This is a genomic window from Deltaproteobacteria bacterium (assembly GCA_016210045.1).
Taxonomy (GTDB): domain Bacteria; phylum UBA10199; class UBA10199.
In genome coordinates this window covers 151,763-176,173 of record JACQUX010000009.1, presented here as the reverse complement: position 1 = coordinate 176,173, position 24,411 = coordinate 151,763, and the positions used below count along the sequence as shown (strand labels likewise).

The 24,411-nt window shown below is 60.9% G+C and carries 26 protein-coding genes and 1 riboswitch; of the genes, 12 read left to right on the top strand and 14 right to left on the bottom strand.

The features are described 5' to 3' along the window. The first annotated feature begins 14 nt into the window (after window positions 1-14). Together HY696_02730 and HY696_02725 are read left to right on the top strand one after the other, a co-directional pair. Window positions 15-305: a type II toxin-antitoxin system prevent-host-death family antitoxin gene (locus HY696_02730; protein MBI4237320.1), complete on the top strand. Its 291-nt coding sequence runs from the start codon at window positions 15-17 to the stop codon at window positions 303-305. Next, window positions 302-742 carry a type II toxin-antitoxin system VapC family toxin gene (locus HY696_02725; protein MBI4237319.1) on the top strand — a complete coding sequence of 147 codons (441 nt, stop codon included), beginning with the start codon at window positions 302-304 and terminating at the stop codon, window positions 740-742. The genes HY696_02730 and HY696_02725 overlap by 4 nt, the downstream gene beginning before the upstream one ends. Window positions 743-753: 11 nt before the next feature. Here HY696_02725 and HY696_02720 read toward each other — a convergent pair whose 3' ends face one another. Then, on the bottom strand, window positions 754-1,956 hold the full coding sequence (locus tag HY696_02720; protein MBI4237318.1) for a replication-associated recombination protein A: 1,203 nt from the start codon (window positions 1,954-1,956) through the stop codon (window positions 754-756). 118 nt (window positions 1,957-2,074) lie between these two features. On the opposite strand from HY696_02720, the gene HY696_02715 reads away from it, so the two are divergent. Together HY696_02715 and HY696_02710 are read left to right on the top strand one after the other, a co-directional pair. Further along, window positions 2,075-2,917: a Stp1/IreP family PP2C-type Ser/Thr phosphatase gene (locus HY696_02715; GenBank protein ID MBI4237317.1), complete on the top strand. Its 843-nt coding sequence runs from the start codon at window positions 2,075-2,077 to the stop codon at window positions 2,915-2,917. After that, complete coding sequence (locus HY696_02710; protein MBI4237316.1) at window positions 2,914-3,735, top strand: DUF4412 domain-containing protein; 822 nt, start codon at window positions 2,914-2,916, stop codon at window positions 3,733-3,735. The genes HY696_02715 and HY696_02710 overlap by 4 nt, the downstream gene beginning before the upstream one ends. Window positions 3,736-3,835: 100 nt before the next feature. Here HY696_02710 and HY696_02705 read toward each other — a convergent pair whose 3' ends face one another. Next, entirely contained in the window at window positions 3,836-4,720 is an 885-nt protein-coding gene (locus HY696_02705) for a hypothetical protein (GenBank protein MBI4237315.1), read from the bottom strand. A gap of 144 nt (window positions 4,721-4,864) precedes the next feature. Here HY696_02705 and HY696_02700 point away from each other — a divergent pair, with 144 nt between their 5' ends. The 6 genes from HY696_02700 (at window position 4,865) to HY696_02675 (ending at window position 11,590) form a co-directional block, all read left to right on the top strand. Beyond that, complete coding sequence (locus HY696_02700) at window positions 4,865-6,163, top strand: adenylosuccinate lyase (protein ID MBI4237314.1); 1,299 nt, start codon at window positions 4,865-4,867, stop codon at window positions 6,161-6,163. 12 nt (window positions 6,164-6,175) lie between these two features. After that, window positions 6,176-6,904: a phosphoribosylaminoimidazolesuccinocarboxamide synthase gene (locus HY696_02695; protein MBI4237313.1), complete on the top strand. Its 729-nt coding sequence runs from the start codon at window positions 6,176-6,178 to the stop codon at window positions 6,902-6,904. 110 nt (window positions 6,905-7,014) lie between these two features. Beyond that, the gene (gene purS, locus HY696_02690) at window positions 7,015-7,254 is read left to right on the top strand and encodes a phosphoribosylformylglycinamidine synthase subunit PurS (protein MBI4237312.1); all 240 of its coding nucleotides are present in this window, start codon (window positions 7,015-7,017) and stop codon (window positions 7,252-7,254) included. Between the two features lie 11 nt (window positions 7,255-7,265). Then, entirely contained in the window at window positions 7,266-7,970 is a 705-nt protein-coding gene (gene purQ / locus HY696_02685; protein ID MBI4237311.1) for a phosphoribosylformylglycinamidine synthase subunit PurQ, read from the top strand. A 12-nt stretch (window positions 7,971-7,982) separates the two neighbouring features. After that, window positions 7,983-10,196, top strand: a complete 2,214-nt coding sequence (gene purL / locus HY696_02680; protein MBI4237310.1) for a phosphoribosylformylglycinamidine synthase subunit PurL — start codon at window positions 7,983-7,985, stop codon at window positions 10,194-10,196. Window positions 10,197-10,198: 2 nt separating this feature from the next. Next, entirely contained in the window at window positions 10,199-11,590 is a 1,392-nt protein-coding gene (locus HY696_02675) for an amidophosphoribosyltransferase (protein MBI4237309.1), read from the top strand. Here the strand turns inward: HY696_02675 and HY696_02670 are convergent. Then, complete coding sequence (locus tag HY696_02670) at window positions 11,576-11,986, bottom strand: type II toxin-antitoxin system VapC family toxin (protein MBI4237308.1); 411 nt, start codon at window positions 11,984-11,986, stop codon at window positions 11,576-11,578. The two genes, HY696_02675 and HY696_02670, sit on opposite strands and share 15 nt — an antisense overlap. Before the next feature lie 12 nt (window positions 11,987-11,998). Continuing rightward, a complete protein-coding gene (locus HY696_02665) occupies window positions 11,999-12,298 on the bottom strand; it encodes a type II toxin-antitoxin system prevent-host-death family antitoxin (protein MBI4237307.1) in 300 nt (99 codons plus the stop codon). A 98-nt stretch (window positions 12,299-12,396) separates the two neighbouring features. Between HY696_02665 and HY696_02660 the strand changes: the two genes are divergently transcribed. Beyond that, window positions 12,397-13,710, top strand: coding sequence for a glucose-6-phosphate isomerase (locus HY696_02660; protein ID MBI4237306.1), 1,314 nt, complete (start codon window positions 12,397-12,399; stop codon window positions 13,708-13,710). Here HY696_02660 and HY696_02655 read toward each other — a convergent pair. The 5 genes from HY696_02655 to thiS form a co-directional block, all read right to left on the bottom strand. Then, window positions 13,699-14,574, bottom strand: a complete 876-nt coding sequence (locus HY696_02655) for an acyltransferase family protein (protein MBI4237305.1) — start codon at window positions 14,572-14,574, stop codon at window positions 13,699-13,701. The two genes, HY696_02660 and HY696_02655, sit on opposite strands and share 12 nt — an antisense overlap. Continuing rightward, complete coding sequence (locus HY696_02650) at window positions 14,564-15,529, bottom strand: NAD-dependent epimerase/dehydratase family protein (protein ID MBI4237304.1); 966 nt, start codon at window positions 15,527-15,529, stop codon at window positions 14,564-14,566. The genes HY696_02655 and HY696_02650 overlap by 11 nt, the downstream gene beginning before the upstream one ends. Window positions 15,530-15,544: 15 nt before the next feature. Continuing rightward, entirely contained in the window at window positions 15,545-16,885 is a 1,341-nt protein-coding gene (gene thiC, locus HY696_02645) for a phosphomethylpyrimidine synthase ThiC (protein ID MBI4237303.1), read from the bottom strand. Window positions 16,886-16,904: 19 nt separating this feature from the next. Beyond that, window positions 16,905-17,675: a thiazole synthase gene (locus HY696_02640; protein MBI4237302.1), complete on the bottom strand. Its 771-nt coding sequence runs from the start codon at window positions 17,673-17,675 to the stop codon at window positions 16,905-16,907. Window positions 17,676-17,748: 73 nt separating this feature from the next. Next, window positions 17,749-17,952 (bottom strand): sulfur carrier protein ThiS, encoded by a 204-nt coding sequence (gene thiS / locus HY696_02635; GenBank protein ID MBI4237301.1) that lies wholly within the window; start codon window positions 17,950-17,952, stop codon window positions 17,749-17,751. Next, window positions 17,940-18,055: riboswitch (TPP riboswitch) on the bottom strand. Its footprint overlaps the gene before it by 13 nt. 22 nt (window positions 18,056-18,077) lie before the next feature. On the opposite strand from thiS, the gene HY696_02630 reads away from it, so the two are divergent. Next, window positions 18,078-18,209, top strand: a complete 132-nt coding sequence (locus HY696_02630) for a type II toxin-antitoxin system YoeB family toxin (protein MBI4237300.1) — start codon at window positions 18,078-18,080, stop codon at window positions 18,207-18,209. A 206-nt stretch (window positions 18,210-18,415) separates the two neighbouring features. Here HY696_02630 and HY696_02625 read toward each other — a convergent pair whose 3' ends face one another. The 5 genes from HY696_02625 to HY696_02605 form a co-directional block, all read right to left on the bottom strand. Beyond that, entirely contained in the window at window positions 18,416-19,831 is a 1,416-nt protein-coding gene (locus HY696_02625; protein MBI4237299.1) for a sigma 54-interacting transcriptional regulator, read from the bottom strand. Between the two features lie 36 nt (window positions 19,832-19,867). Next, a complete protein-coding gene (locus tag HY696_02620; protein MBI4237298.1) occupies window positions 19,868-22,381 on the bottom strand; it encodes a serine/threonine protein kinase in 2,514 nt (837 codons plus the stop codon). 3 nt (window positions 22,382-22,384) lie between these two features. Next, complete coding sequence (locus HY696_02615) at window positions 22,385-22,969, bottom strand: hypothetical protein (GenBank protein ID MBI4237297.1); 585 nt, start codon at window positions 22,967-22,969, stop codon at window positions 22,385-22,387. A gap of 88 nt (window positions 22,970-23,057) precedes the next feature. Continuing rightward, window positions 23,058-23,369, bottom strand: a complete 312-nt coding sequence (locus HY696_02610; GenBank protein ID MBI4237296.1) for a YggT family protein — start codon at window positions 23,367-23,369, stop codon at window positions 23,058-23,060. Between the two features lie 36 nt (window positions 23,370-23,405). Beyond that, the gene (locus tag HY696_02605; GenBank protein MBI4237295.1) at window positions 23,406-24,293 is read right to left on the bottom strand and encodes a hypothetical protein; all 888 of its coding nucleotides are present in this window, start codon (window positions 24,291-24,293) and stop codon (window positions 23,406-23,408) included. Between the last annotated feature and the right edge of the window lie 118 nt (window positions 24,294-24,411).

The window sequence follows — 24,411 nt, the reverse complement described above, 5'->3', positions numbered from 1 at the left end:
ATAATGTCCATATTATGGAAAAAGTCAATGTGGCCACATTAAAAAACAAGTTAAGCCATTACCTGCGGGTCGTGCGCAACGGCGCGCGCATTGTCGTGACGGACCATGGCGTTCCGGTGGCGCGCCTCGTGCCATTGCAGGCCATGGGCGAGGAATCGCCGGCGGAGCGGATGGCGGGATTGCATGAGGCGGGAGAAGTCGGGCACTATTGCTTGGAACCTCAATTTGCCAAGGCAAAGCCGCTCGCGCTGAACGGGGACCTGGCCTCACGGTTGATCCGTGAGGATCGGGATGCACGGTTGTGAGTTCCGCCTTCTACTTCGATTCCAGTGCGTTGGTGAAACGCTACGTGCGCGAGGCGGGGAGTTCGGTTGTCGAAACCATCTTCCGCAAGAATGCACAAATTGTGACTGCCGGACTGACGTATTGCGAACTCTACGCTTGTTTCGGGCGACTCGTACGGCTGGGCGACGCGACGCGGGAGCAAATGATCGGTGTGTGCGCCGCCTTTGAAGCCGATTGGACGCAGTGCACGATCATTGAATTAACGGCGACGGTCCGGAAGTTGGTGCCGAAAATGACTTCCAGCACGGCCTTGCGAGGTGGGGATGTCGTGCAACTCTGTTCCGCACTCCGGGCCGCAGAGGTTGTCGACCACTTGCGCTTTGTCGCGGCCGACTTGCGCTTGTTGAACGCCGCCAAGGGGTGTGGATTGCGAGTGATTGATCCCACTGCGCAGTGACGGTCTCATCACTATTTTAAGCGGTAATACTGTTGTCGGCGCAGCGCTTCGGGGAGGTACGTTTGATCGGTGGCGGGTTCGCTGTGCGGATATTTGTAATCCTTGCCGTAGCCTAATTCTTTCATCAACTTGGTCGGTGCGTTGCGCAAATGTAACGGGACCGCCAACGCGCCGTGGGTCGTAACATCGGCCTTCGCGGCCTTGTAGGCCGAATATGTGGCATTCGACTTCGGTGCGGTGGCCAAATAAATCGCCGCGTGCGCGAGCGGGATCCATCCCTCGGCTTGGCCGACGATCTCGTATGCCTGAAACGCCGCGACCGCCATCGGCAACGCGTGCGCGTCCGCATCGCTGATATCTTCGCTGGCGAAGATCACCATGCGGCGGGCCAAGAAGCGCGGGTCTTCGCCCGCTTCATACATCCGGGCCAAGTAGTAGACCGCCGCGTTCGGGTCGGAGCCGCGCATGCTTTTAATGAACGCCGAAATCAGATTGTAGTGCTCTTCACCCGATTTATCGTAACGGAGTGGTTGTTGCTGGGCCGCCCGCAGCAACGTCTCCGGCGTTAGCGACGTGGCGCGCGCCGTCTCGCTGTCGCCGTGCAATGTGGCCGACAGTTCGAGCAAATTAATGAGACGTCGGGCGTCGCCCTCCGCGGCGGCGATCGCGAGCGTGATCGCATCCGCTTCGGCCGTGCGGTGTAGCGTCGTCAACGTCCGTTCGGTAATCGCGCGCAAGTCTTCGGCTCGCAGCGGGTAAAGACAATAGACGGTGCAGCGGGAGAGGAGCGGACTAATGATTTCAAACGACGGGTTTTCGGTCGTCGCGCCGATGAGCGTGACCGTGCCGCGCTCCACGTAGGGGAGCAACGCGTCCTGTTGGGCCTTATTCCAGCGATGGATTTCGTCGACAAACAGGATATGGCGTTGTGGAAAGAGGCCGTTTCGCTCCGCCTCGATCCGATGCAGCAGCTTGCGCAAATCGTCCACGCCGCTCAATACCGCCGAAAGGTGATGAAATTCCGCTTGCGCGATGCGACCGAGCAAGCTGGCCAACGTGGTCTTGCCGCTGCCGGGCGGTCCCCATAGGATCATCGAGGGGAGCTGTTTGGCCTCCAGCGCACGCCGAATCGGACCTTCCGGACCGACCAGATGTTCTTGGCCGACGAATTCATCGAAGCGTCGGGGGCGGAGCCGTTCCGCCAGCGGTTCCATACTGACGACAGCTAGTCGGGGCGTCAGCTTGGACGCAAGGGGAATTCACTTCAAATGCATACGCCTTTCGGTATAGAACCGTTGCCGGAGTAACGGACCACGACGAGCGAGGCAGCGAGTGACAACCATTCAAGCGACGGGCTGGGGCGCGACCGATGTCGGGCGGCGACGGGAACGCAACGAAGACGATTTCCATCTGGGAGATGACCTCCAATTGTATATCGTGGCCGACGGCATGGGCGGCCATTTGGGCGGCGGCATGGCGAGCAAAATGGCCGTCGCCGTGATGGCGCGAGTGATTCGCCAACTCGTTGAAGATCCGGACACCACCATCGAATCGGGCGAAATTCGTCTCCAAGGCCACGATCCGGCCTCCATTCTGCAATATGCCATTCAATGTGCCAGTCGCGACATTTACGAACGCGCGCAACACGATCCGCACTTGCGGGGGATGGGAACGACGGTCGTCGTGCTCTGGATTCGCGGCGGCATTGCCTATGTCGCGAACGTCGGCGATTCGCGCGGCTATTTGCGGCGGGGTGAAGAGTTGTTGCAACTCACGGTGGACCATTCGCTGGTGGGCGAGCAAATCCGCGCCGGACTGCTGTCGGAACAAGATGCGCGGTCGCATCGGCTGAAAAATATCATCACGCGTTCGGTCGGTTTCCAGCCGGTCGTCGATGTCGATGTCGATTGTCGACCAGTCCGGAGCGGCGATTGTTTCCTGCTCTGCACCGATGGCTTGACCAACATGGTGCCAGATGCGCAGTTGCGGCAAGTGTTGGCGGACAATCCGTTGTCGGAAGCGTGTCGCTGTCTGATCGATCTCGCGAATCAGGCCGGCGGCGATGACAATATCACCGTCGTGTTGGCTTCCGTGTCGGGCACGGCGGAAGCGAGTTTGTCGGAACCGACGGAGCAATGGGACGAGCCGACGGAACATATTGGAGAAAAAGAATGAAGCGATGGCACGCAGTCATCATGGGTGTGGCGGTCGGATGCGTACTCTGCGGCACGACGCGTGCGTGGGCCGGTGTCGTGATGGTGAGTGAACATTCGAGCGGAGAACGTGGTGCTGCCGGAATGAGCACGCTCTACGTACAAGGCGACCAGATGCGGATGGAGTCGCCGGGCGGGGCCAGCGTGGCGCTCTACGATGGCGAACGACAGCGCTTTGTCGCACTCGATATCCAACAGCATCGGTACACCGAAATGACGCCAGCCCAAATCCAGGCCGCGCAGCTCCAAGTGCAGAAGGCGTTGGAACAGATGAAAGCGCAAATGGAGCAAATGAAATCCCAGTTGGCCCAACTGCCGCCCGAACAACGCAAGATGGTGGAAAAAATGATGGCCCAACAAAGTGGGACCGCGATGCCGCCGCCGGCGCAGCCGACTTTTGCCAAAGTGGGGAGCGAGACCATCGGCCATTGGAACGCGGACCATTACGTCGGCACGGTCAACGGAAAAAAACATGCCGAGGCATGGATGGCCGCTGAAGCGACGTTGGGAGTGCGAGCCGAAGATCTCGCCGTGCTGAAGAGCTATCGTCAACACTTCGTGACCCCGATGTCGCAATCCACGCCGACGTCGCTCTACGGCAACGGCATCGGCGAACTGCCCGGCGTGCCCGTAAAGACCGTGCAATACGACGAACAAGGGCAGGTCAAACAGACGACACTGTTGAAAACGGTCGAACAGCGCACGCTGGAACCATCGCTGTTCGCGATTCCCGCCGGATTCACCCTCCAGACACTGCCGCCGATGCCTGCGGCGCGCTGAAGCGCTTTTTCCTTCGCGGTCTGGAACACACTGCTCCCTCCTCGGTCGCAGTGTGGTCATTGCTACCGCGGGCCATAGCTCCGCTATCGCTTCGCTGCCCTTACTCCTCTTTCACCTTCGGAGGGTCGATCCGCAGTTTCCCTTCGCCGCGGATTTCGAGGGCGCCGATTTGGGCATCTTCGCGGCGTTGTGTGGGGATGGAGAAGGTCCACTCCGATTCGAAGACGTCGGAGAGCGGCATGTCGTGTTCTTGCAGCAGCGGTGTGAGTTGTTCGAGCGCGATGTTGAGCCAGTGTTCCGGCGCGCCGGTGGTGCGGAGCGGTTTATTCGGCATGTCGCTGAATTGGCAATTGGCGGCCCAATCTTCGGCCACCGGTCCGATTTTCTTGAGCGTCACGCGGGCCTGGTCCGGCGACGCCTCGTGATACAGCACGTTATACGGGACCTTCGGGACGCTGACTTCGAGCAAGCACTCGGTGCCGGTCCCTTTGGCCAACACACCGTCGATCTCCGTCTTGACGTCTGCGTTGCCCCGCAATGTCAGAGAGCGCGGCGCGGGGGATTGTTCGCCCTCGACTGCGGGACGTCCGGCGATGGTGTCGTCTAACTTGAAGGCGTATTTCACGGTGAAGTGATTGCGATTGCCGAAGAAGTAATAGTCGAGGACGAACTGCGCCTCGAGGTGAAATGGGCGTTTGGTTTGGACCGGACCGGTCGTCGGCGCGGGTGACTGTGGTGTGTCGTCGGTGTCCTCGGGTTCGGACGCGGTCGTCGTCGAATCCGCAGCGGGTTTCGCCGGCCGCGCGTCTTCGTACAATCCCTGTTCGTCGGCGTCCTCTTCGTATGGGACCGACTTGGCGTCGGACTCGGTCGTGGTCTCTTCCGACTCGTCGGCCGGGGCTGGTCGTGCGGTGAGCGGGTGTCCCAGCAGGAAACTGCAGAAACAGCACAGCAGGAAAGTCCCCCTTGCCCTCCCCATTGTCATGGCCAAAGTTTAGCACACCTCCGAATCGTGTTTCACCGTTGCATTATTCCAACGGAGTGCGGTAGGGGTGATGCGGGTCCGGCGCTCAATAATTTAATTGTCACTTCTTTGTTATAAATTAAATAGTTATATGGAATGTCTCATATGATTCCTCGCTACAGCCGTCCTGCCATGGCCGCCCTCTGGTCCGAGGAGGAGAAGTATCGGCGCTGGTTGGCCGTGGAGCTTTTTGCGTTGGAGGCTTGGGTGCGTTTAGGCAAGGCCCCGGCTGCGGCGGTGACTACGGTGCGGCGTCGGGCGAAGGTCGATGTGGCCCGCATTCAGGCCATCGAGGCCACCGTGAAGCACGACGTGATCGCGTTCCTGACCTCGCTCACCGAGCAAGTCGGCCCGCTGGGGCGCTATCTCCATGTAGGGCTCACGTCGTCGGACGTGGTCGATACCACGTTTGCGTGGCAGCTGGTCGACGCCGTCACCCAGATCGAACAGCAAGTCACGGTACTGCAGCGGCTGCTGAAGCGTTTGGCGCGACGTCATCGTGACACGATCATGATCGGCCGCACGCACGGGATCCATGCGGAACCGACCACGTTTGGGCTGAAACTCGCGCGTTGGTACGACGCGTTTCGGCGCCACGGCGAGCGGTTGCGTGATTTGCGGCCGCGACTTGCCGTCGGGAAAATTTCCGGCGCGGTGGGTACATATGCCCACGTGCCGCCGTCCGTGGAACGATATGTGTTGCGCAAGCTGAAGCTGACGCCGGAGCCCGTGGCCACGCAAGTGGTACAGCGCGATCGACACGCGGAGTGTTTTCAGTTGTTGGCCCTGATTGGGGCTTCGGTCGAAGCGGTTGCGTTGGAAATCCGCCATCTGCAACGGACCGAAGTGCGGGAGGTGGAAGAGTCGTTTACCAAGGGCCAGAAGGGCTCGTCGGCGATGCCGCACAAACGGAATCCGATTTTATCGGAGAACTTGTGCGGCTTGGCGCGATTGCTCCGGTCGTACGCGGGCGCAAGTCTCGAAAACGTCGCGTTGTGGCACGAGCGCGACATTTCCCATTCGTCGGTGGAACGCGTGATCGGTCCCGACGCGACGATCGCACTCGATTTCATGCTCGATCGGCTGCGGCAGTTATTGGAAGGTTTACAAGTCTACCCACAACGCATGTTGGCCAACCTCAACGCCTCCGGCGGACTGGTCTTTTCCCAGCCGTTGTTGCTCGCACTGGTAGCAGCGGGGTGCACGCGCGAAGCCGCGTACGCCGTGGTGCAGCGGCTTGCGATGCGAGCCTGGGAAGGCGGCGAAGATTTTCGCCGGTTAGTCGAGTCGGATCCGACCGTCCGCACAAGACTTGCGCCGGCCGCGATTGCGCAGGCCTTCGATCCGCGACGGCAATTACGCCACGTCGCACCGATCTTTCACCGTGTCTTTGGCGACACGTAACGGAGCGCATGTATGCAACCACGAGACAAACTATATGAAGGAAAGGCGAAGATTCTGTTTCGCACCGACGATCCGCAACTGCTGATTCAGCATTTTAAAGACGACGCCACGGCGTTTAACGCCGCCAAACGCGGGACCATCCACAACAAAGGCGTGCTGAATAATCACATCAGCGCGATCCTGTTTCGCTTATTGAATGAAGCCGGTGTGGCGACCCACTTTGTGGAGCGGCTGACCGATCGCGACATGTTGGTGCGCAACTGTCAGATCGTGCCGCTGGAAGTCGTGCAACGCAACGTGATCGCCGGATCATTGGCCAAGCGGATGGGCAAGCCGGAAGGAACGCCGCTGACATTTCCGGTGTTGGAATATTTTTTCAAAGACGACGCATTGGGCGATCCGTTCATCAATACCGATCACGTGCGGGCCTTTGCGTTGGCCACGGACGCGGAGTTAGTCACGATTGAACGGCTGGCGCGCGACGTGAATGAGTTCCTCACCAAATATTTTGCCGGTCTCGGCATTACGTTGATCGATTTCAAACTCGAGTTCGGTCGGTATCGCGATCCGTCGGGCGCCGTGCAGATCCTGCTCGCGGATGAAATCACTCCAGATACCTGCCGACTCTGGGATACGCAGACGCAAGAAAAGCTCGACAAAGACCGCTTCCGCCGCGATTTAGGAAAAGTGGAGGAAGCCTATCAACGGATTTATAAGGCTGTGTGTGCGAGTGTGTCGTAAAAAAAGGGTGGCTCGTGGCTGGTGACTGGTGGCTGGGGAACGGACCATGAGTCGCGTTGACCAGTCACCAGCCACGAGCCACCAGTCACCGCTTTGAGGAGGATCGATTCATGAAAGTCCGCATTGAAGTCCGATTGAAAGAAGGGGTGCTGGATCCGCAGGGACAGGCGATTGCGGGGTCGTTGGCGACGTTGGGCTTTGCGGAAGTCCGCGGAGTGCGGGTCGGCAAATTGATCGAAGTGGATGTGGCGATCGCCACGGCGCGCGAGGCGGAGGCCGTAGCGCGCAACATGTGCGAACAATTACTCGTGAATCCGGTCATCGAAACGGCGCAGCTGGTCGTGGAATGAATGCTTCCGCTATGAAATGTGCGATCATCCAATTTCCCGGCAGTAACTGCGATCAAGATTGCATGCGGGCAGTGCGCGACAGTGGCGACATGGCGGCCGAGTTCGTGTGGCACAAGGCGGAAAAATTACCGCCGGTCGACGCGGTTATTATTCCCGGTGGCTTTTCGTACGGGGATTATCTGCGGGCCGGAGCGATCGCGGCCCACGCCCCGGTGATGCGCGCCGTCCAATCGTTTGCCGCGCTGGGTGGGTTGGTGCTTGGGATCTGCAACGGATTTCAGATCTTGACCGAAGCGGGATTATTGCCGGGCGTATTGCTGATGAACCGCACGTTGCAGTTTGCGTGTCGACCGGTGCGATTACGAGTGGAACGGACCGACGGCCCCTTTACGGCGGCGTACGCCGTGGGTGCCAACGCGACGCCGCCGCTCACGATGCCGATTGCGCACGGGCAGGGGAGTTATTTCGTCGATCCGGCCACGTTGCGGACGTTACAGGAACGGCGTCAAATTGTGTTTCGCTATTGTGACGCGCATGGGGCGGTGACGACGGACGCCAATCCGAACGGCTCGATTGACGGCATTGCGGGCGTTTGCAATGCCGCAGGCAATGTCTTGGGGCTGATGCCGCATCCGGAACGCGCGGCCGATTCGTTGCTCGGCGGCGTGGATGGATTGGGCGTCTTCCGCTCCATGCTGGCCGCACGGCGCACTTGATGTCGAACCATTATGGAACCAGCGCTGATTGAACAACATGGGTTGACGGCCGCCGAATATGCGCGGATCGTGGCCTCGCTCGGCCGGGAACCGAATCTCGCCGAGCTCGGGATCTTTTCGGTGATGTGGTCGGAACATTGCAGCTACAAGAGTTCCAAGCGGCTGCTCCGCCAATTCCCAACGACCGGACCGCAAGTCGTCCAAGGGCCGGGGGAAAACGCCGGCGTCATCCATTTTACCGACGACTTGGTGCTGGTCTTCAAAATGGAATCGCACAATCACCCGTCGTTCATCGAGCCGCATCAAGGGGCCGCTACTGGCGTGGGTGGGATCTTGCGCGATGTCTTCACAATGGGCGCGCGTCCGATTGCGATCCTCGATTCGCTCCGCTTCGGCGCGGTGGATCACCCGAAGACGCCGTATTTAGTGAGCGGCGTGGTGAGCGGTGTCGGGAGCTACGGCAATTGCGTCGGCGTGCCGACGGTCGGCGGCGAAGTGGCATTCGCGCCGAGTTACAACGGGAATAATCTCGTGAATGCGATGACAGTCGGCGTAGCACGTCGGGATGCACTGTTCTTCGGTAAAGCGAGCGGCGTCGGTAATCCGGTCCTCTATGTGGGCGCCAAGACCGGCCGCGACGGAATCCACGGCGCCACTATGGCCAGCGCGGTGTTCGGCGACGGCAACGAGGCGCGTCGCCCCACGGTGCAAGTGGGTGACCCGTTTATGGAGAAGTTGCTACTCGAGGCCTGTCTGGAAGCGATGCAGACGGGCGCCGTACTCGGGATTCAAGACATGGGCGCGGCTGGATTGACCTCCAGCTCGTTTGAAATGGCGGCGCGCGCGGGGAGCGGACTGGAATTATCTCTCGATCACGTGCCGCGTCGCGAGGTGGGCATGACGCCGTATGAACTGATGCTCTCCGAATCGCAGGAGCGGATGTTGCTCGTGGTGGCAGCCGGCCGCGAGGCGGAAGTGTTGGCGGTGTTTGCCAAATGGGACTTGGCGGCGGCGACCGTCGGGCGCGTCACTGCGAGCGGACGCGTCGTGGCGGTGGAGCACGGGGCCGTGGTGATCGACCTCCCGGTCGGTCCGGTGGTCGACGAGGCCCCGGTGTATGAACGTCCCAGCGCGCCGCCGGCGTGGTTGGCCGCTGCGCAACAATTCGATGTCTCGACCGTGCCGATGCCGACCGACTGCAACGCGGTGCTGCGGCAACTGCTCGGCAGTCCGAACTTGGCCAGCAAGGCGTGGGTCTATCGTCAATATGATCAACAAGTGGGGACGCGGAGTGTCGTGTTGCCGGGCTCGGATGCGGCGGTGTTGCGCGTTGACGGGACGACACGCGGCGTCGCGATCACCACCGATTGCAACAGTCGTTACTGTTACCTCGATCCCGCGTTAGGCGCCGCGCATGCCGTCGCGGAGGCCGCGCGGAACTTGGTGTGTAGCGGCGCGGAGCCACAAGCGATTACCGATTGCCTCAATTTCGGGAGTCCGGAACAGCCGGAAATTATGTGGCAGCTGGAACAAGCGGTTGCCGGCATGGCGGAGGCCTGTCGCCAGTTTCATACCCCGGTCGTGAGCGGCAACGTCAGTCTCTATAATGAAACCAATGGGCACGCGATCGACCCCACGCCGACGGTCGGGATGGTCGGCATTCTCGACGATGTGCAGCAACATTGCCGGCAAGGCTTTTCGACGGCGGGTGACGTCATCGTGCTCCTTGGCGACGTTCGGGGGGAATTGGGCGCGAGCGAATATTTAGCGACCATCCACGGCCTGGTGCGCGGGACTCCGCCGCCACTCAATTACGATCGGGAGCGCGCGGTGCAACGCGCCTGTTTGGTCGCGATTCGGCGTGGTCTGGTGCATGCCGCGCATGACTGCAGCGATGGCGGTTTGGCCGTGGCGCTCGCGGAGTGCTGCGTGAGCGGGCCGCAGCCGATCGGTGCTCACGTGCAATTCCCACACGAAGGCCGTGTGGATGCCGCGCTGTTCGGCGAAGCGCCGGCGCGGATCCTGCTTGCTGTGTCGGCAATGGATCTCCCGCTCGTCACGACGATCGCGCAAGAACACTGTATCCCAGTGCAGCCGCTCGGTCGTGTCGGCGGCGAACGACTTGTGATCAACGATTGGGTCGATTGCCCGATTGCGGCGTTGTACGATGGCTGGGCGAACGGCTTTGCGCGGAGCCTCGGCTTTTCCACTCCGGAGGGCGACTAACGATGTGCGGCATCATCGGCATCTGGAATCATCCGCAAGCGGCCAATTTGGCCTATCTCTGTCTGCACGCGGTGCAACATCGTGGACAAGAGAGCTGCGGGATGGTGACGTCGGATGGGCGTGAACTCTTTCAGCAGAAAGGGATGGGCCACGTCGCCGATTATTTCTCCCGCGAAATCTTGGCTCAACTCCCCGGCACCAGCGCGATCGGTCACACCCGTTACTCGACTGCGGGCGGCTCGACGCTGAAGAACGCGCAACCGTTTCTGATCAATTACGCGGGCGGGATGCTCTCGGTCGCGCATAACGGCAATCTGACTAACGCGCTGACGTTGCGGCGCCAGTTGGAGGCGAAAGGTTCCATCTTCCAATCCACGATGGATTCGGAAGTAATGATGCACTTGATCGCGGCGCAAGCAACGACGGTCCCGCTGGCCGACCGGATCATCCAGGCGTTGGGCCAAGTCGAAGGCGCCTATTCCGTGCTCTTTGTTGGCGAGACGCAACTGATTGCCGCGCGCGATCCGCATGGCTGGCGCCCGCTGATGCTGGGGCGCTTAGGTGAGGCCTGGATCCTCGCGTCCGAAACCTGCGCGTTCGACTTAGTGCGTGCCACGTTCGTGCGAGAAATCGAACCGGGCGAAGTCGTGATCTTCGGGCCGGATGGCGTCACCAGTCGGCGCCTCGCGTCCGCGCCGCGCCGCGCGCACTGCATCTTCGAATATATCTACTTCGCGCGCCCCGACAGCCACGTGTACGGGCACGATGTCTATCAAGTGCGCGTCGGATTCGGCGCGGAATTGGCGCGCGAACAGCCCGCCGATGTCGACGTCGTCTGTCCGATCCCCGACTCCGGGACCCCGGCCGCGATCGGCTACGCGCGCGCGTTGGGGAAGCCGTTCGAGCTAGGGCTGATTCGCAGCCATTATGTCGGCCGGACGTTCATCGAGCCGGATCAGAGCATTCGCGACTTCGGCGTGAAGTTGAAACTGAACCCGGTGCGGGGCGTGTTGGCGGGACGTCGCGTGGTTCTCATCGACGACTCGATTATGCGCGGCACGACCAGCGCCAAGATCGTCCGGATGGTGCGCGCCGCCGGAGCGACCGAAGTCCATGTGCGCATCTCGTCGCCGCCGACTCGGTGGCCTTGTTTTTACGGGATCGATATCCCGACGCGTGAAGAACTCATCGCTGCGGCGCAGAGCGTGGAACAAGTGCGTGTTGCGATCGGCGCCGATTCTCTCGGCTATCTCAGCGAGGCCGGACTCTATCGGTGGACCGCGCAAACGAGCGCCGGAGAATTTTGCGATGCCTGCTTTACCGGACGCTACCCCCTCGACGTCCGCGACGCGCCGGCGATGATGGCCGCTGCGGCGGCTTCAGTCGCTCAGTAGCATAGCTTCGTGTCGCGCGGCCTGTGCCAGTGATTTGTCGAAGGTAATGATCACGAGTCCCGGCAGTTCCTTCCGCAACGCCAACGCGGCGCCCAGGTGCCACAGGTCCGCGCCACGCAAGGTGTGCCGGCGCGCCAGTGCGGCCAACGATTTCAGGCTCGGTGCGAGATGGGTTTGGTGCCAGAATCCTTCGTGCACTTGTTGCACAAACGCGCGTTGTTGGGGCAAGCGCTCCGCACGCGCGAGAACGGCCAGGACCTCTGCGATGCCGAGTGACGAGACGAAATGATGCGCGGTCGGCCGCAACGCGCGGCGGGCATGTGACGTATGGATATCGGCAACTAGCAGGGAAATGACTGCAGAGGCGTCCCAATAGAGAAACTCAGGATGGGGCATGACATCTTCCTGTTAGCGGGGTTCGCGGTCGCGCTGCAATAGCGTTTGCAGGTCTTGACCTCGCCTCGGTCGGGCGGCTCGCAGTGTCCGCGGAACCGGTGTGCGTCGGCAGGTGATGCTGCCGTGCTCTTCCAGTGCCTGAAGGCGCGCCGCACCGGAGAGCTCCTGTTGCCGCAGCGCCGTCAGCTGCACGACGCTCTTGCCTCGATACGTAATGTCGACGACGGCACCACGCCTGGCCTGTGCGATCAATTTTGTGAGCTGGGCCTTTGCCTCGCGAACGCCGACTGTTATTTTGTGGCCTTTAAGCATGTGGTCATTGTAGTCACGAAATAGACGTTTCGCAAGATGTGTTTTTGGCGTTGCTGCGCTTGACAACCCAGACCTGCTCCGGCAGGGTCCGGCGCACTATGGAAACAACGATACAGCTCGATAGTCACGGCGTGATGGCGGAAGCGGTGGGGCCGGAGCATGGGATTACGGTCGCCGAATGGGAGGGAATCCGTCCGCTGTTGAGCGCGGCGCAAGAACGATTGCGCGCGCGGCGTGCGGCGGGCAAACTCGGATTTGCCGATCTCCCGTTGGAGCGGGGACCGTTGGACGTGATCCTCCCCGCGGCGCAACAAGTCCGCTACCGGTTCGATCACGTCGTTGTGCTCGGGATCGGCGGTTCGGCGCTGGGACTGCGTGCGCTGCAAGAGGCGTTGTTGAACGCGTCGGAAACGACGCGGGATCGACTGGATCGGCGCTCCATGCCGACGGTCCACGTGTGCGACAACATCGACCCCGATGGCTTCGAGCCGCTGTTGCAGCAACTCGATTGGAAAAAGACGCTCGTCAATGTGATCAGCAAATCGGGCAAGACGTCCGAAACTGGCGCACAATTTCTGATTGTCCGCGATTTATTGGAGCGGAAATTCGGTTCCGAACGTTGGAAAGAACACATCGTCGTCACCACCGATCCGGCAAGTGGGCCGTTGCGGGCGATGGTGATTTGCGAAGGGCTGCAAAGTTTTTCCGTCCCGCCGAACGTCGGCGGTCGGTTTTCGTGCCTCACGCCGGTCGGCTTATTTCCAGCCGCGTGTGCGGGCATTGACGTCGTCGCCTTGCTCGACGGCGCGCGGGCGATGGCGGAAGCATGTTTTGCCGCGTCCGGCTGTGAAGGCCTCGCCGCGCAGCTGGCCGCCGTCCACTTTCTGCTCGACACGCGCCACGCCAAACCGATCAGCGTGCTGATGCCGTATCGTGATTGTCTGCAACGGTTTGCTGATTGGTACGTCCAACTGCACGCCGAGAGCATCGGCAAAGATGGAAAAGGCCAGACGCCGTTGCGGGCATTAGGCGCGACGGATCAACATTCCGTGTTGCAGCTCTTTGTCGATGGTCCCAACAACAAGATGATCACATTGCTCGATACCGCCACGGTCAACTGTGCGCTGACGATCCCACGCACCGACGAACCGGTCTTCAGTTTCATGGGCGGTCGCAATCTGTTCGCATTGCTGCAGGCCGAGGCGGAAGCGACCCGCATCGCGCTGCGCGAGGCACAGCGTCCGGTGTTGCGCCTCACGCTGCCGCGCATCGACGCGCCGACCATCGGCGGACTGCTCTTCGCGTACGAGTGGATGATTGCACTGCTCGGTGAACTCTACGAAGTCAACGCGTTCGATCAGCCCGGTGTCGAGCGGGGCAAGGTGCTGACGCGTGAACTGTTACAACGGTAGCGCGTATCGTTGTTTCACGACGCGCTCCCGCTCCCGCAAGCCTTTTGCGACCAAGCGTTGAATCCGATCCCGGAGGGCCTCGCTCAAGCTGTGGATTGCAAACGGGTCATCGGCCGTCTCGGCGCTGTACTGTGCGTAACTGATCGGGCGATCGAAGCGGATCAGCCATTGTGAGGGGAGCGGGACGAGACCGAGCGGCCCGAGCCATGGGAACGTCGGGGTGATCGGCAAATAGGGAACGCCGCACAGTTTCGCCAACAGCGACGAGCGATACAAAATGGGGTGGATCTCTTCCGCGCCAATCACCGCGCACGGGATGATCGGGACGCCGCATTTGAGTGCCAGGCGCACCGCGCCGCCGCGCCCGAAGCGGGCCAACCGATAGCGATCCCGATACAACTTGCCGATCCCTTTCACCCCTTCCGGAAAGACCGCGACCAGTTCTCCTGCGTGCAACAGCCGCTCCGCATTTTCCGGACAGGCGCGGACGCCGCCGAGTCGATTGATGAACGTGCCGAGAAACGGGAGGTAATAGAGAAAGTTTTCCGCCAGGAATCGGGTGAGCCGATGACTGCGTGCATATTTGTAAATCGCCATATGAATCATCACGGCGTCGTAGGCTAATGCACCGGAGTGGTTCGCGACGATCAGTGCGGCGCCGTGATCGGGAATATGTTGCAGTCCGCGCGCGTGCACGCGCCAATAATCTTCGTAAAGGAAGTTCGCAAACGGGCGGGCCAGTTCCATGGCGGCCAAGTCGCGGCCGTATGCGTCGACTGTGGCTCCGGCCGGCGACACTTGAAAAAACTGCGCGACGAGTTCCAACCCTTGCTGGGCGCGGGTGAACACCTGCTCAAGCGACATGGCGTATCCCCCAGCCTTGTTGAAAACTTTCCAACACGGCCGCCAGCGTGTATTGCGGTTGAAAACCGAGCGCTGCAGTCGCGCGCGCGCCATCGCCGATGCAGGAATATTTCATGAACTCGATATGACTCGGCGGGGTGTTGCGGATGTCGAGATGCCACAACAACGACGTTGCCGCGCGCAGCCACGGCGTTGGGAGCGGGAGCCGAGTCTTGCCGATCATCGCGAGCGCGTGCGACAGCGGCACCACGCCACGTCCGACAATGTTGAACGCGCCGGGCGCGTCGCGCTCGATGGCGAGCACAAAGGCCTCGATCGCGTCGGCCTCGTGGAGAAACTGCACTAACGGATCGAAGCCAAGCACCGTCGGGATGATCGGCTCCTTCAGCAAGTGCGTCTTATAGTTGCGAATCCGCGGTCCGAGAATCGTGCATGGACGCAGGATCGTGACGACCGTGCCCGGCGTGCGTCGTGCAAAGGCGGTCGCCTCGCGTTCGATCTCGACCTTATCGCGGAGATAGCTGCTTTGCGTATGTCCGCGCAGCGGATGCGACTCGGTCAGAAAACTCGGATTGTCGGGGAACGCGCCGTAGACTTCAGTCGTCGAGGCGATGATGACTTTGCGCATTCCGGTCGCTTGCACTGCGTGGAGCAGATAAAACGTGCCGATCGATTGCAGTTCGTGCGAATAATCTTGGTTCCGCTTCGGTTGCGAATGCAGTGCGGCATGGACGACGACGTCGCAGCGATGTCGCGCAAAGATACGCGCCAATTGCCGATCCGCAGTCGGTGCGGTCAAGTCGCAACCTTCGAAGCGATATCCGTTCCGACGCGGCAGTTCCGGTGCGGTGCGGTCGATCGCGATCACGCGAGGCCTGGGCGATTGCGCACACAACCGCGCCAACAACAGCCCCCCGATAAATCCGCGTGTGCCGGTGATTGCGATCGTCGCCACAACGACTCCTCTGCCTTATTGTCCGACAACGGCCTGGCGCGCGGTCTCGGCGCGAGAGGCGATGTAGTCGCGGAGTTTTTGCGTGATCTCCATCGAGCAGAATTTCGGACCGCACATGGAGCAGAAATGCGCGCTCTTGAAGTAGTCGTCCGGGAGTTCTTGGTCGTGAAATTCACGGGCCCGCTCCGGATCGAGCGCGAGCGCAAATTGGGTCGGCCAATCGAATTGAAAGCGCGCGCGCGAGAGCTGGTCGTCGCGATCGCGCGCGTGCGGCCGGTGGCGCGCCACGTCGGCGGCGTGCGCAGCGATCTTGTACGCGATCACGCCTTGGCGCACGTCGTCGGCATTTGGGAGTCCGAGATGTTCTTTCGGCGTGACGTAACAGAGCAACGAGACGCCGTACCATCCGACCATCGCCGCGCCGATCGCCGAGGTGATGTGGTCGTAGCCGGGCGCGATGTCCGTGACGAGCGGCCCCAACGTGTAGAACGGCGCCTCGTGACAGAGCTCCATCTGCATTTTCACGTTCATCTCGAGTTGATCCATCGGGACGTGCCCGGGACCTTCGATCATCACTTGCACGTCGTGCGCCCAGGCCTGTTCGGTGAGCCTGCCGAGCACGCGCAATTCCGCGAACTGCGCCTCGTCGGAGGCATCGGCCAGGCAGCCGGGCCGGAGTCCGTCACCGAGCGAAAAGGCGCAATCGTATTTGCGGAAGATCTGACAGATCTTGTCGAACTGCGTGTAGAGCGGATTCTGTTTGCCGTGATGGATCATCCAATAGGCGAGCAGCGATCCGCCACGCGAGACGATCCCCGTAATGCGGCGATGGGTGAGGGGGATATGTTCGAGCAACACGCCGGCATGGATCGTTTGATAGTCGACCCCCTGTTGCGCTTGGTGTTCGATGATGTCGAGAAAGTCTTGTTCCGTCAGTTCCTCGATCCGTCCGATCTTCTGAATGGCTTGATAGATCGGCACCGTGCCGATCGGGACGGTGCTCGCAGCAATGATTGCCTCGCGGGTTTCGTCAATCTGTTGACCGGTGGAGAGATCCATCACCGTATCCGCCCCGTAATGAATGGCCCGTTGCAATTTTTCCACTTCCTCGGCGATCGACGACGACGTCGGCGAGTTGCCGATATTGGCGTTGATCTTACACGTCGCGGCGATCCCGATGCCCATCGGGTCGAGGCTCGTATGATTGATGTTCGCGGGAATGATCATCCGGCCGCGCGCCACTTCGGCGCGGATCAACTCGGCCGGCTGTTGTTCGCGTTCCGCCACGCGGGCGATTGCTTCGGTAATTATCCCTTGGCGGGCATCATGCATTTGCGTGTGGTGCATCGTGCGCATCGGATCTCCTCATGGTTGATTATTGCTGGACGACTCCCGTTAACGGACTACTCGCATTCGCGTACAGGCGCTTGCGTATCCGGCCCGCTTCATATGCAAGCCGTCCCGCTTCCACGCCCGCTCGCATCGCCTGCGCCATCTTCACCGCGTCTTGGGCTGCAGCCACGGCCGTGTTCATGAGGACGGCGGTGCAACCCAGTTCCATCGCGATCGCTGCGTCCGACGCGGTGCCGACCCCGGCGTCGACGATCACTGGGACCTTGGCTCGTTCCAAAATAATCGCCAAGTTATGTGGATTGCGAATCCCGAGCCCGGAGCCGATCGGCGCGGCCAGCGGCATCACGGCGGCGCAACCGAGCTCTTCAAGTTTTTTACAAACGATCGGGTCATCGCTGCAATAGGGGAGGACGGTAAAGCCTTCCTGCACCAGTTGCCGTGCCGCGACCAATGTGGCCTCGTTATCGGGAAACAGCGTTTGTGCGTCGCCAATGACTTCGATCTTGATCAACGGCGTGTCGAGCAGTTCGCGCGCCAAACGCGCCGTGAGCAGCGCGTCTTCCACGGTGTAGCACCCCGCGGTGTTCGGCAGCAGTCGATAGCGTTTCCGATCGAGGAAGTTGAGCAAGTTGTCTTCCGGTCGACCGTCGCGCTGCACGCGCCGAATCGCCACCGTGACCATCTCCGTGCCGCTCGCCGTCAATGCCTCTTGCATCAGCGCGAACGTCGCGTATTTTCCCGTTCCCAGGATCAAGCGCGAAGTGAATGATACATTGCCGATCGTATATCCCATAATCGCTCCCTTACGGGCATTCATCACCACATGTCTCCCCAGACGTACGCACTTACGCACGTACGCACTGCCGTCATCCTCCGCCCACCGCCTGCACGACTTCAATCCGATCGCCGTCTTGGAGTCGCGTCTCGGCATGCTGCGAGCGGGGCACGACGACGCCGTTCACTGCGACTGCGACATGGGTGGCACCCATACACTGTTCGCGCACCAGCGTTGCAAGCGACGTTGAGGGATCCGGGAGGGTCAGGGGTTGTCCGTTGACTTCGACCAGCATCGCTTTCCTCCGCCGGTCTGAACCGGTTCAGGTTCCAAGGGTATGCGCCCATCGCGCATTCTCAGCCCCCCGGCCCACCCGGCGGACACCCCTAGCGAATGCGCCGCTAGTTACTCCGTGCCCCGATCGATGTCAATTTCCGCGACCTCACAGGCGCGCACTCCCGCCGCATCAACATCCAACACCGCCTCGTCTACCAAGTCCTCAAGACACAAAAGACCGTCAAGATTATCCGCATCTGGAGGCATTATGAGTGAGTTCCGACTTTGGAGAAACACCGGCCAGGGGTGCTGACCGGGGGCCGCAGGGGCTCTCGCAGCCGTTTTCTCCTTGCGCAATCTAAAGTCGAAAACGGCGAGGGCGAGCGCGCGGCGCCTCGATGGCGCCGCGATAGCGTACCCTGCGGCCCCCGGTCAGTACCCCTGGCCCACCGAGTGGAAGAACGAATCGCCGTTACGCTGAGCTACTCCTCATCCTTCACCGACACCCCATACTTCTTTAACAAATTCCGCACATGCTTCCGGTCGATCCCGGCCGCGCGCGCGGTGGCGGAGAGGTTGTTGTTGTTCCGGCGCAGCAGGTCTTGCAGGTAATCCTTTTCGAAGACCTCCAGCACCTTCTGTTTCGCCTCTTTGAACGGGAGCTGTTTGTCGATCACTAGCCGCTCTGTCCCTTCCTCTTCGTGCTCCATCGATTGGAATACATATTCGATCTGGGCGCGACTGATCGTGTTGTCTTCGACGAACGAGCTGGCGCGTTCCAACGTGTTGACCAGCTCGCGGACGTTGCCTGGCCATTGATAGCGTTGCAGCAACTTCAACGCATCATCCTCGACGCGCGTGACGCGCAAATTGCCGTCCGGTTTGCGATTGAACTTCCCGTCCCGTAAGATGCGCTCCACCAGCAGCGGGAGATCCTCCGGCCGCTCGCGCATCGGCGGCAGCACGATTTTCACGACCGACAGCCGATAATAGAGGTCCTCGCGAAAGCGGCCTTCATTCACTTCGGATTTCAGATTGCGATTCGTCGCGCAGATCACGCGGACGTCGATGTTGATCATTGTGTTGCCGCCGACGCGCCGGATCTGGCGTTGCTCCAATGCGCGGAGCAATTTCGGTTGCAGCTCCAACGTCAGTTCGCCGATCTCGTCGAGAAAGATCGTGCCGCCGGAGGCCTCTTCAAAGGCCCCGCGTCGGGAGCGGATCGCGCCAGTGAACGCGCCTTTTTCGTGACCGAAGAGCTCCGATTCAATCAAATTCGGCGCCACCGCGCTGCAATCGAACACAATGAACGGGCGGGTGCGCCGCGCGCTATGTTCATGAATGGAACGGGCGACGAGATCTTTTCCGGTGCCCGTTTCTCCTTCGACAATGACCGAGGCATTGGTGGACGAGATCCGTTCCAAAATGCCGAAGATCTGGCGAAATTTGAGACTGCGACCGACCAACAGTCCGAATTGCTCGTTGCCGGACGGTTCGATCTTGACCCGCTCGTCGAACGCGCGGAACTCGATCTGCGTGCTGCCCACCTTAATGACGTCACCCGGCGACAGGTACGCCTCTTTCACTCGATTGCCGTTCAGATAACTGCCGTTCGTGCTGCCGAGGTCATGCAACAGGAAGCTGTCGGCCGTATATTCGATTTCGGAGTGATTGCGGGAGACGGTTTTATCGGACAGCAGGAAGTCGTTGGTCTCTCGTTTGCCGATTGAGGTCTTCGGTTTATGGAGGGTGATTTTTTTCCCCTTGTCGGGACCGTCCAACACAATCAGTTGGCATTTGCGCAGCGTAACCGGCTCGGTCCCTTCATCGCTGGTCTTCAGGATCTGCGTCTGCGATTCGTGTTCCGCAGGGTTTAACAATTCATTCGCTTCGGTCATAAGATGCGTCTCCTCTAATAATGCAGTGCCCGTGTGTCATTCTGCCCGCTCCAATGGCGCGTGTACCATGCGTTCTTGTCCGTCACCGATATTCACCGATTCGTGCCAAGGCGCGTAGCCGGAGAGTTCCAAACGCACCGAATGATTTTGTCCCCCGGCGAGACCGCGGATCGTGAGCGGGGTGCGACCAAACGATTTGCCGTCGACCATCACTGCCGCGCCACGGGGTTTGCTGCTGATCGTTAACGTGGCGTTGCCGGTCGTGACCGTCCGTTGCAGGGTCGCACCGCCTTGCCGATCGACCGAGTCCGTGCGCGTGGAGACACCAGATTTGCTCGGTTTGGACTCCGTCGGCGGCGTGGCGATGCTCGGCGGTTTTTCTCGGGTGGGTGGCGTGGTGCTCGGCGGCGTGGTCTTCGGGAGTTCGCTGGGTTGCACCGCGCGGGTCAATGGTTGCGAGATCGTCACGGTCTCCGGACTGCGCAGCGTGATGGTGCGCGCCCAGCCGGTGTAGCCGTCGCGTTTGACTTGGATGGTGTAGCGGCGCCCGACCGTCAGTCGCGACAACACGGCCGGGGTGCGTTCGCCGGTATTCCGTCCGTTCAAATACACGATCGCGCCCGCCGGTTCGCTGACGACGCGGAGGCTCCCGAGCGTTGTGACCGCTGGTGATTCTCGTCCAGCGATCGGCGTTGTCGGTGGCGTCGCGGATGTGGTCGGCGGCGCCGCGACTTTTTCCTGCGTCGGCGTGGTCGGCGATTCCGGTGGTGTGGCCGTGGCGCTGACCGATTGCGGTGCCGTGCCGAGCGGAATGCTGGTCACCGTTTGGCTCGGTTCGAGAATGATTGTCAACGATTGCGGTTCGGCCCCTTGCAATGTGACCGCCGTTTCTTTGGGCTGGAAGTCAGTCTTTTGGAGTTGGACCTGGAGTGGTGTGCCGATCGCGAGTTGCGCAATCGTGGCCGGTGTGAGGTGGTCGGTCAGCTTACCGTCTATGCGAATGGCCGCACCGGCCGGCTCCGACGTGATCACGAGCGTACCTTGAATGGGACGCAGCGCCATTTCCAGATTGACCGGCGTCTCCGAACTGAGTTCGATCCGCTGGGAGACATCGGTGAAACCGGGTTTGGTCAATGCGACGGTGTAGAGTTTGTGCAATTGCAATTGTTCGATCAACGCCGGTGTGGCTTGCCCCATTGGTTTGCCGTCGAGCAAGATCTCCGCGCCATCCGGTTGTGAAGCGACGCGCAACGTGCCGAATCCGGCCGGTGTCGTGTCGTGTTGCAGCCACGGTTTCCACCACCGTGCCGTGCCGGCGATTGCGGCGATCAACACGCACGCCGCAGCCACGACGGTACCAGTGCGGACGCGCGACGGTCGCAACGCGAAACGATTGGAATCGAGCGACCGTTCCGGCGGGACCGGGATGGCGCTATGCAGCGTGAGCGGTTGGCCGCGCGGCGGCGTATGCGACGACGGCCCGGCCGATTCGTGCGGGCGTGTCGACGGTGCGGCAGATGTTGCGGCGGCGGCGCCCGGGACGATCGTTTCCGCCGGCGTGATCGAAACCGTAATCTGTTGACGCTGATGCCGCGCTTGGGCCTGCTGATGCTGTCGTTGGACCTCTTCGGCGAACAGTTCGCGGACAAAGGCCGCGACCCGCTGTGGCGTGAAATCCACATACGACGAATAGAGGTGCCGCGTCAGATCGCTCTGCATGTCCCCGGCGCTCTGGAAGCGATCTTTGGCGAAGTAGGAGAGGGCCGTGATCAGCGTTTGGCGGAGTGCGGCGGGAATCGTTTCGGGCAATTTGGCGTCGGTCACTTTCGTCGTCCGGATTTTTTTCAGGACCTCGAATTGACTCTCGCCGCTGAACAACTTCTGCCCGGTCAGGCATTCGTACAAGATGATCCCGGCCGAGAAGAGATCGGTCCGATAATCGACGATCTTCCCCAGAGCCTGTTCCGGCGACATATATGCGATCTTGCCCTTCAGGATCCCCGCCATGGTGTGCGAGATGTTCATTGCCGCCTTCGCGATCCCGAAATCGACGATCTTCACTTCGCCCTCGAATGAGATCAGGATGTTTTGCGGACTGATGTCGCGGTGGACGATCCCGAGCGGTTGCCCGTTGCCGTCTCCTTTGCGGTGGGCGTAGTCGAGTCCTTTGCAGACCTCGCTGACGATATAGACGGCCAACTCCGGCGGGATCAGCGTTTTCCGGTCGCGACAGCGATACAAAATGTCGCGCAGATTCACCCCGCTGATGTACTCCATCGCGATAAAGAAGTCCTCGCCGACTTTGCCGAGGTCGTAGACCTGCACGATATTGGCGTGGGAGAGGAGGACCGAGAGCTTGGCCTCGTCCACCAACATGCGGATGAATTCTTTATCGGCGGAGCAGTGGGGGAGGATCCGCTTGATCGCGAGGAGTTTTTCGAAGCCTTCGGCGCCGTAGGTCTTCGCCTTGTAGATCTCGGCCATGCCGCCGACGGCGAGTTTTTCCAGCAAATAAAAGCGGCCAAACTGTTTCGGTTCGAAAGCGCCCATGAGTTATAGTAATGCGAGTATCGTTACGATCACGGCCAGCAAACCGACGGCGATCAAGCCGATGGCCAGGGGTCGGATCCGTTGGCTTTCGTCATCCCACAACGACCACCAGCGTTGCGGCGGTGCCGACGCAAGTGGCGTGGCGTGCGTGGTGGTGGCGGTGCTGCGCCGCGATTCCGCGGGCACACTCACTTCCACCAGCGGCCCGTGCACCACCATGAACGGCGGCACTTCTTGCCCGATCACGTAGCTCTTGAACTGAAAATAGTCATCGAGTCGCGGCAGCAGAAATTGGACACCGCGCAGCAAGTGGCCGTTTTCCAACTCCATGTCGGCCTCGACGATCGCGAGCTGTCTGCGCAGGACTGCGCTGCGAAACCAGATGTGACGGATCGACTCTTGCGGGACGGTCATCAGCCGTCGCGATTCCTGCCGCGCATGAAATTTTTGCCACCCCTCCGGCGTACCGGGCGAACTTTGTTCCTCTTCATGGGCAAAGCCCTGCCCGCCACCGCGATCTTGCGCAGATCCGGAGGCCTTAATCGTCCACGGGGCGACGGGGGCGGGTCGATCGATTTTTTCTACCACGGCGACTCCTTACCCCAGCAGCTCTGGGGTGTCTAGTCACCATTTTAGCGGGGCGATTGGGACCTTGGCAAGGGAATTGCCTGGCGGCTTAACCGGCTCTGAGTTCCAAGCCCATTTCGAACAGGAGCCGCACTAGCACATTGCGGAGCAGGATGATCGCGAACAAGACGACCATGGGGGAAAGATCGAGGCCGACATTGTTCAGCGCCCGCGGCAGCAGGCGACGCGCGTACGAGAAGACCGGTTCGGTGAGTTGGCGGATGATGCGGACCAGCGGATTGTAGGGATCGGGCCGCACCCAGGAGAGCAGCGCGGCGACGAAGATCAGGTACATGTAGACTTCCAACACGATGTTCGTCAGTTCCGCAAAAGAGGTGAGCAGCAGGCCGAGGAATTTCATCCGCGCGGACCTAGCATAACGCGCCTTCGTTTGTCACTAACCACGTCGTCCGCCGCTGGCCACGCGCAGCCTTGGCTCTTCCTCTGCGGCTGCCGATGGCGCCGCGCGGGACAGTGTCGCGCGATCGTCCAACGCAAGCGGCTCTTCTTCCCTGACGCCGCGGAACATGATGGCCGTTTGTGGCTTATGGCGTGGGATGGCGCGACGCATTGCCCCAGTGACGAGCGCGGAATGGCCTATTGCGCTGAGCGGAGATTCCGCTGTGGTGGTTTCAGCAGCGTGCGGATGGATGCGCGGAATCTCGGCGCCCTCCCGTGCGAGTGGCAGGACCCATTCCCAAGCGTTGACATAGACCATCGCCCCAACTTCGCTAGGGTACGCAGTGCAGCCGCGGGGCAGCAGGAGCGGTGGCGCGCAAAGAGGAGCCAGTTCCGCAGCGGCCAAAAATTCCATGCCACCACTAAACAAGCGCGCGGACGTCATCGCGAGCCATTGGACCGGCGTTGGCAATTTATTTTCTGCGGCCGTCAGATAGCCCCAGGCCTCCAGCAGTGTCGCCCCGATCAACGGATCCGTCGGCGCGGACTGGGTCGTGAGGACTTGCAATCGATCCGCGTCAGGGATCAAGCGTTCGATCGTGTGGGAACGTCCGCCGCCGCGCGTCTGGTCCAACACTCGTTGCGCTGCCGCCTCATTCGCGAGGCGCGAGACCAGTCGAATCCCCGCAGCGCCCCAACTGACCACCGCGAATGGCTGGTCCGCGAAACGGTGCGCATAGCTGGCAAAACTCCCGACACTCACCGGGTCTCGATCCGCCAGGAATTCGCTTGGCGACCGGTACCCAATTGGCGCAGTAGGGTGGAGCCCTTCCGGCATAAAGACGCGTCGTGCGGGGACCTTTATGATATGGCTCGTGGGCGTCATCGTCGCAGAACGTTTAGCCGCAACCCCAATCCCAATCAACACAAAAAACATCGCAGGGGGACAGGTACCGTCCGATACCTGAAAATGTTGGGTTTGACGGTACCTGTCCCCCTGCGAT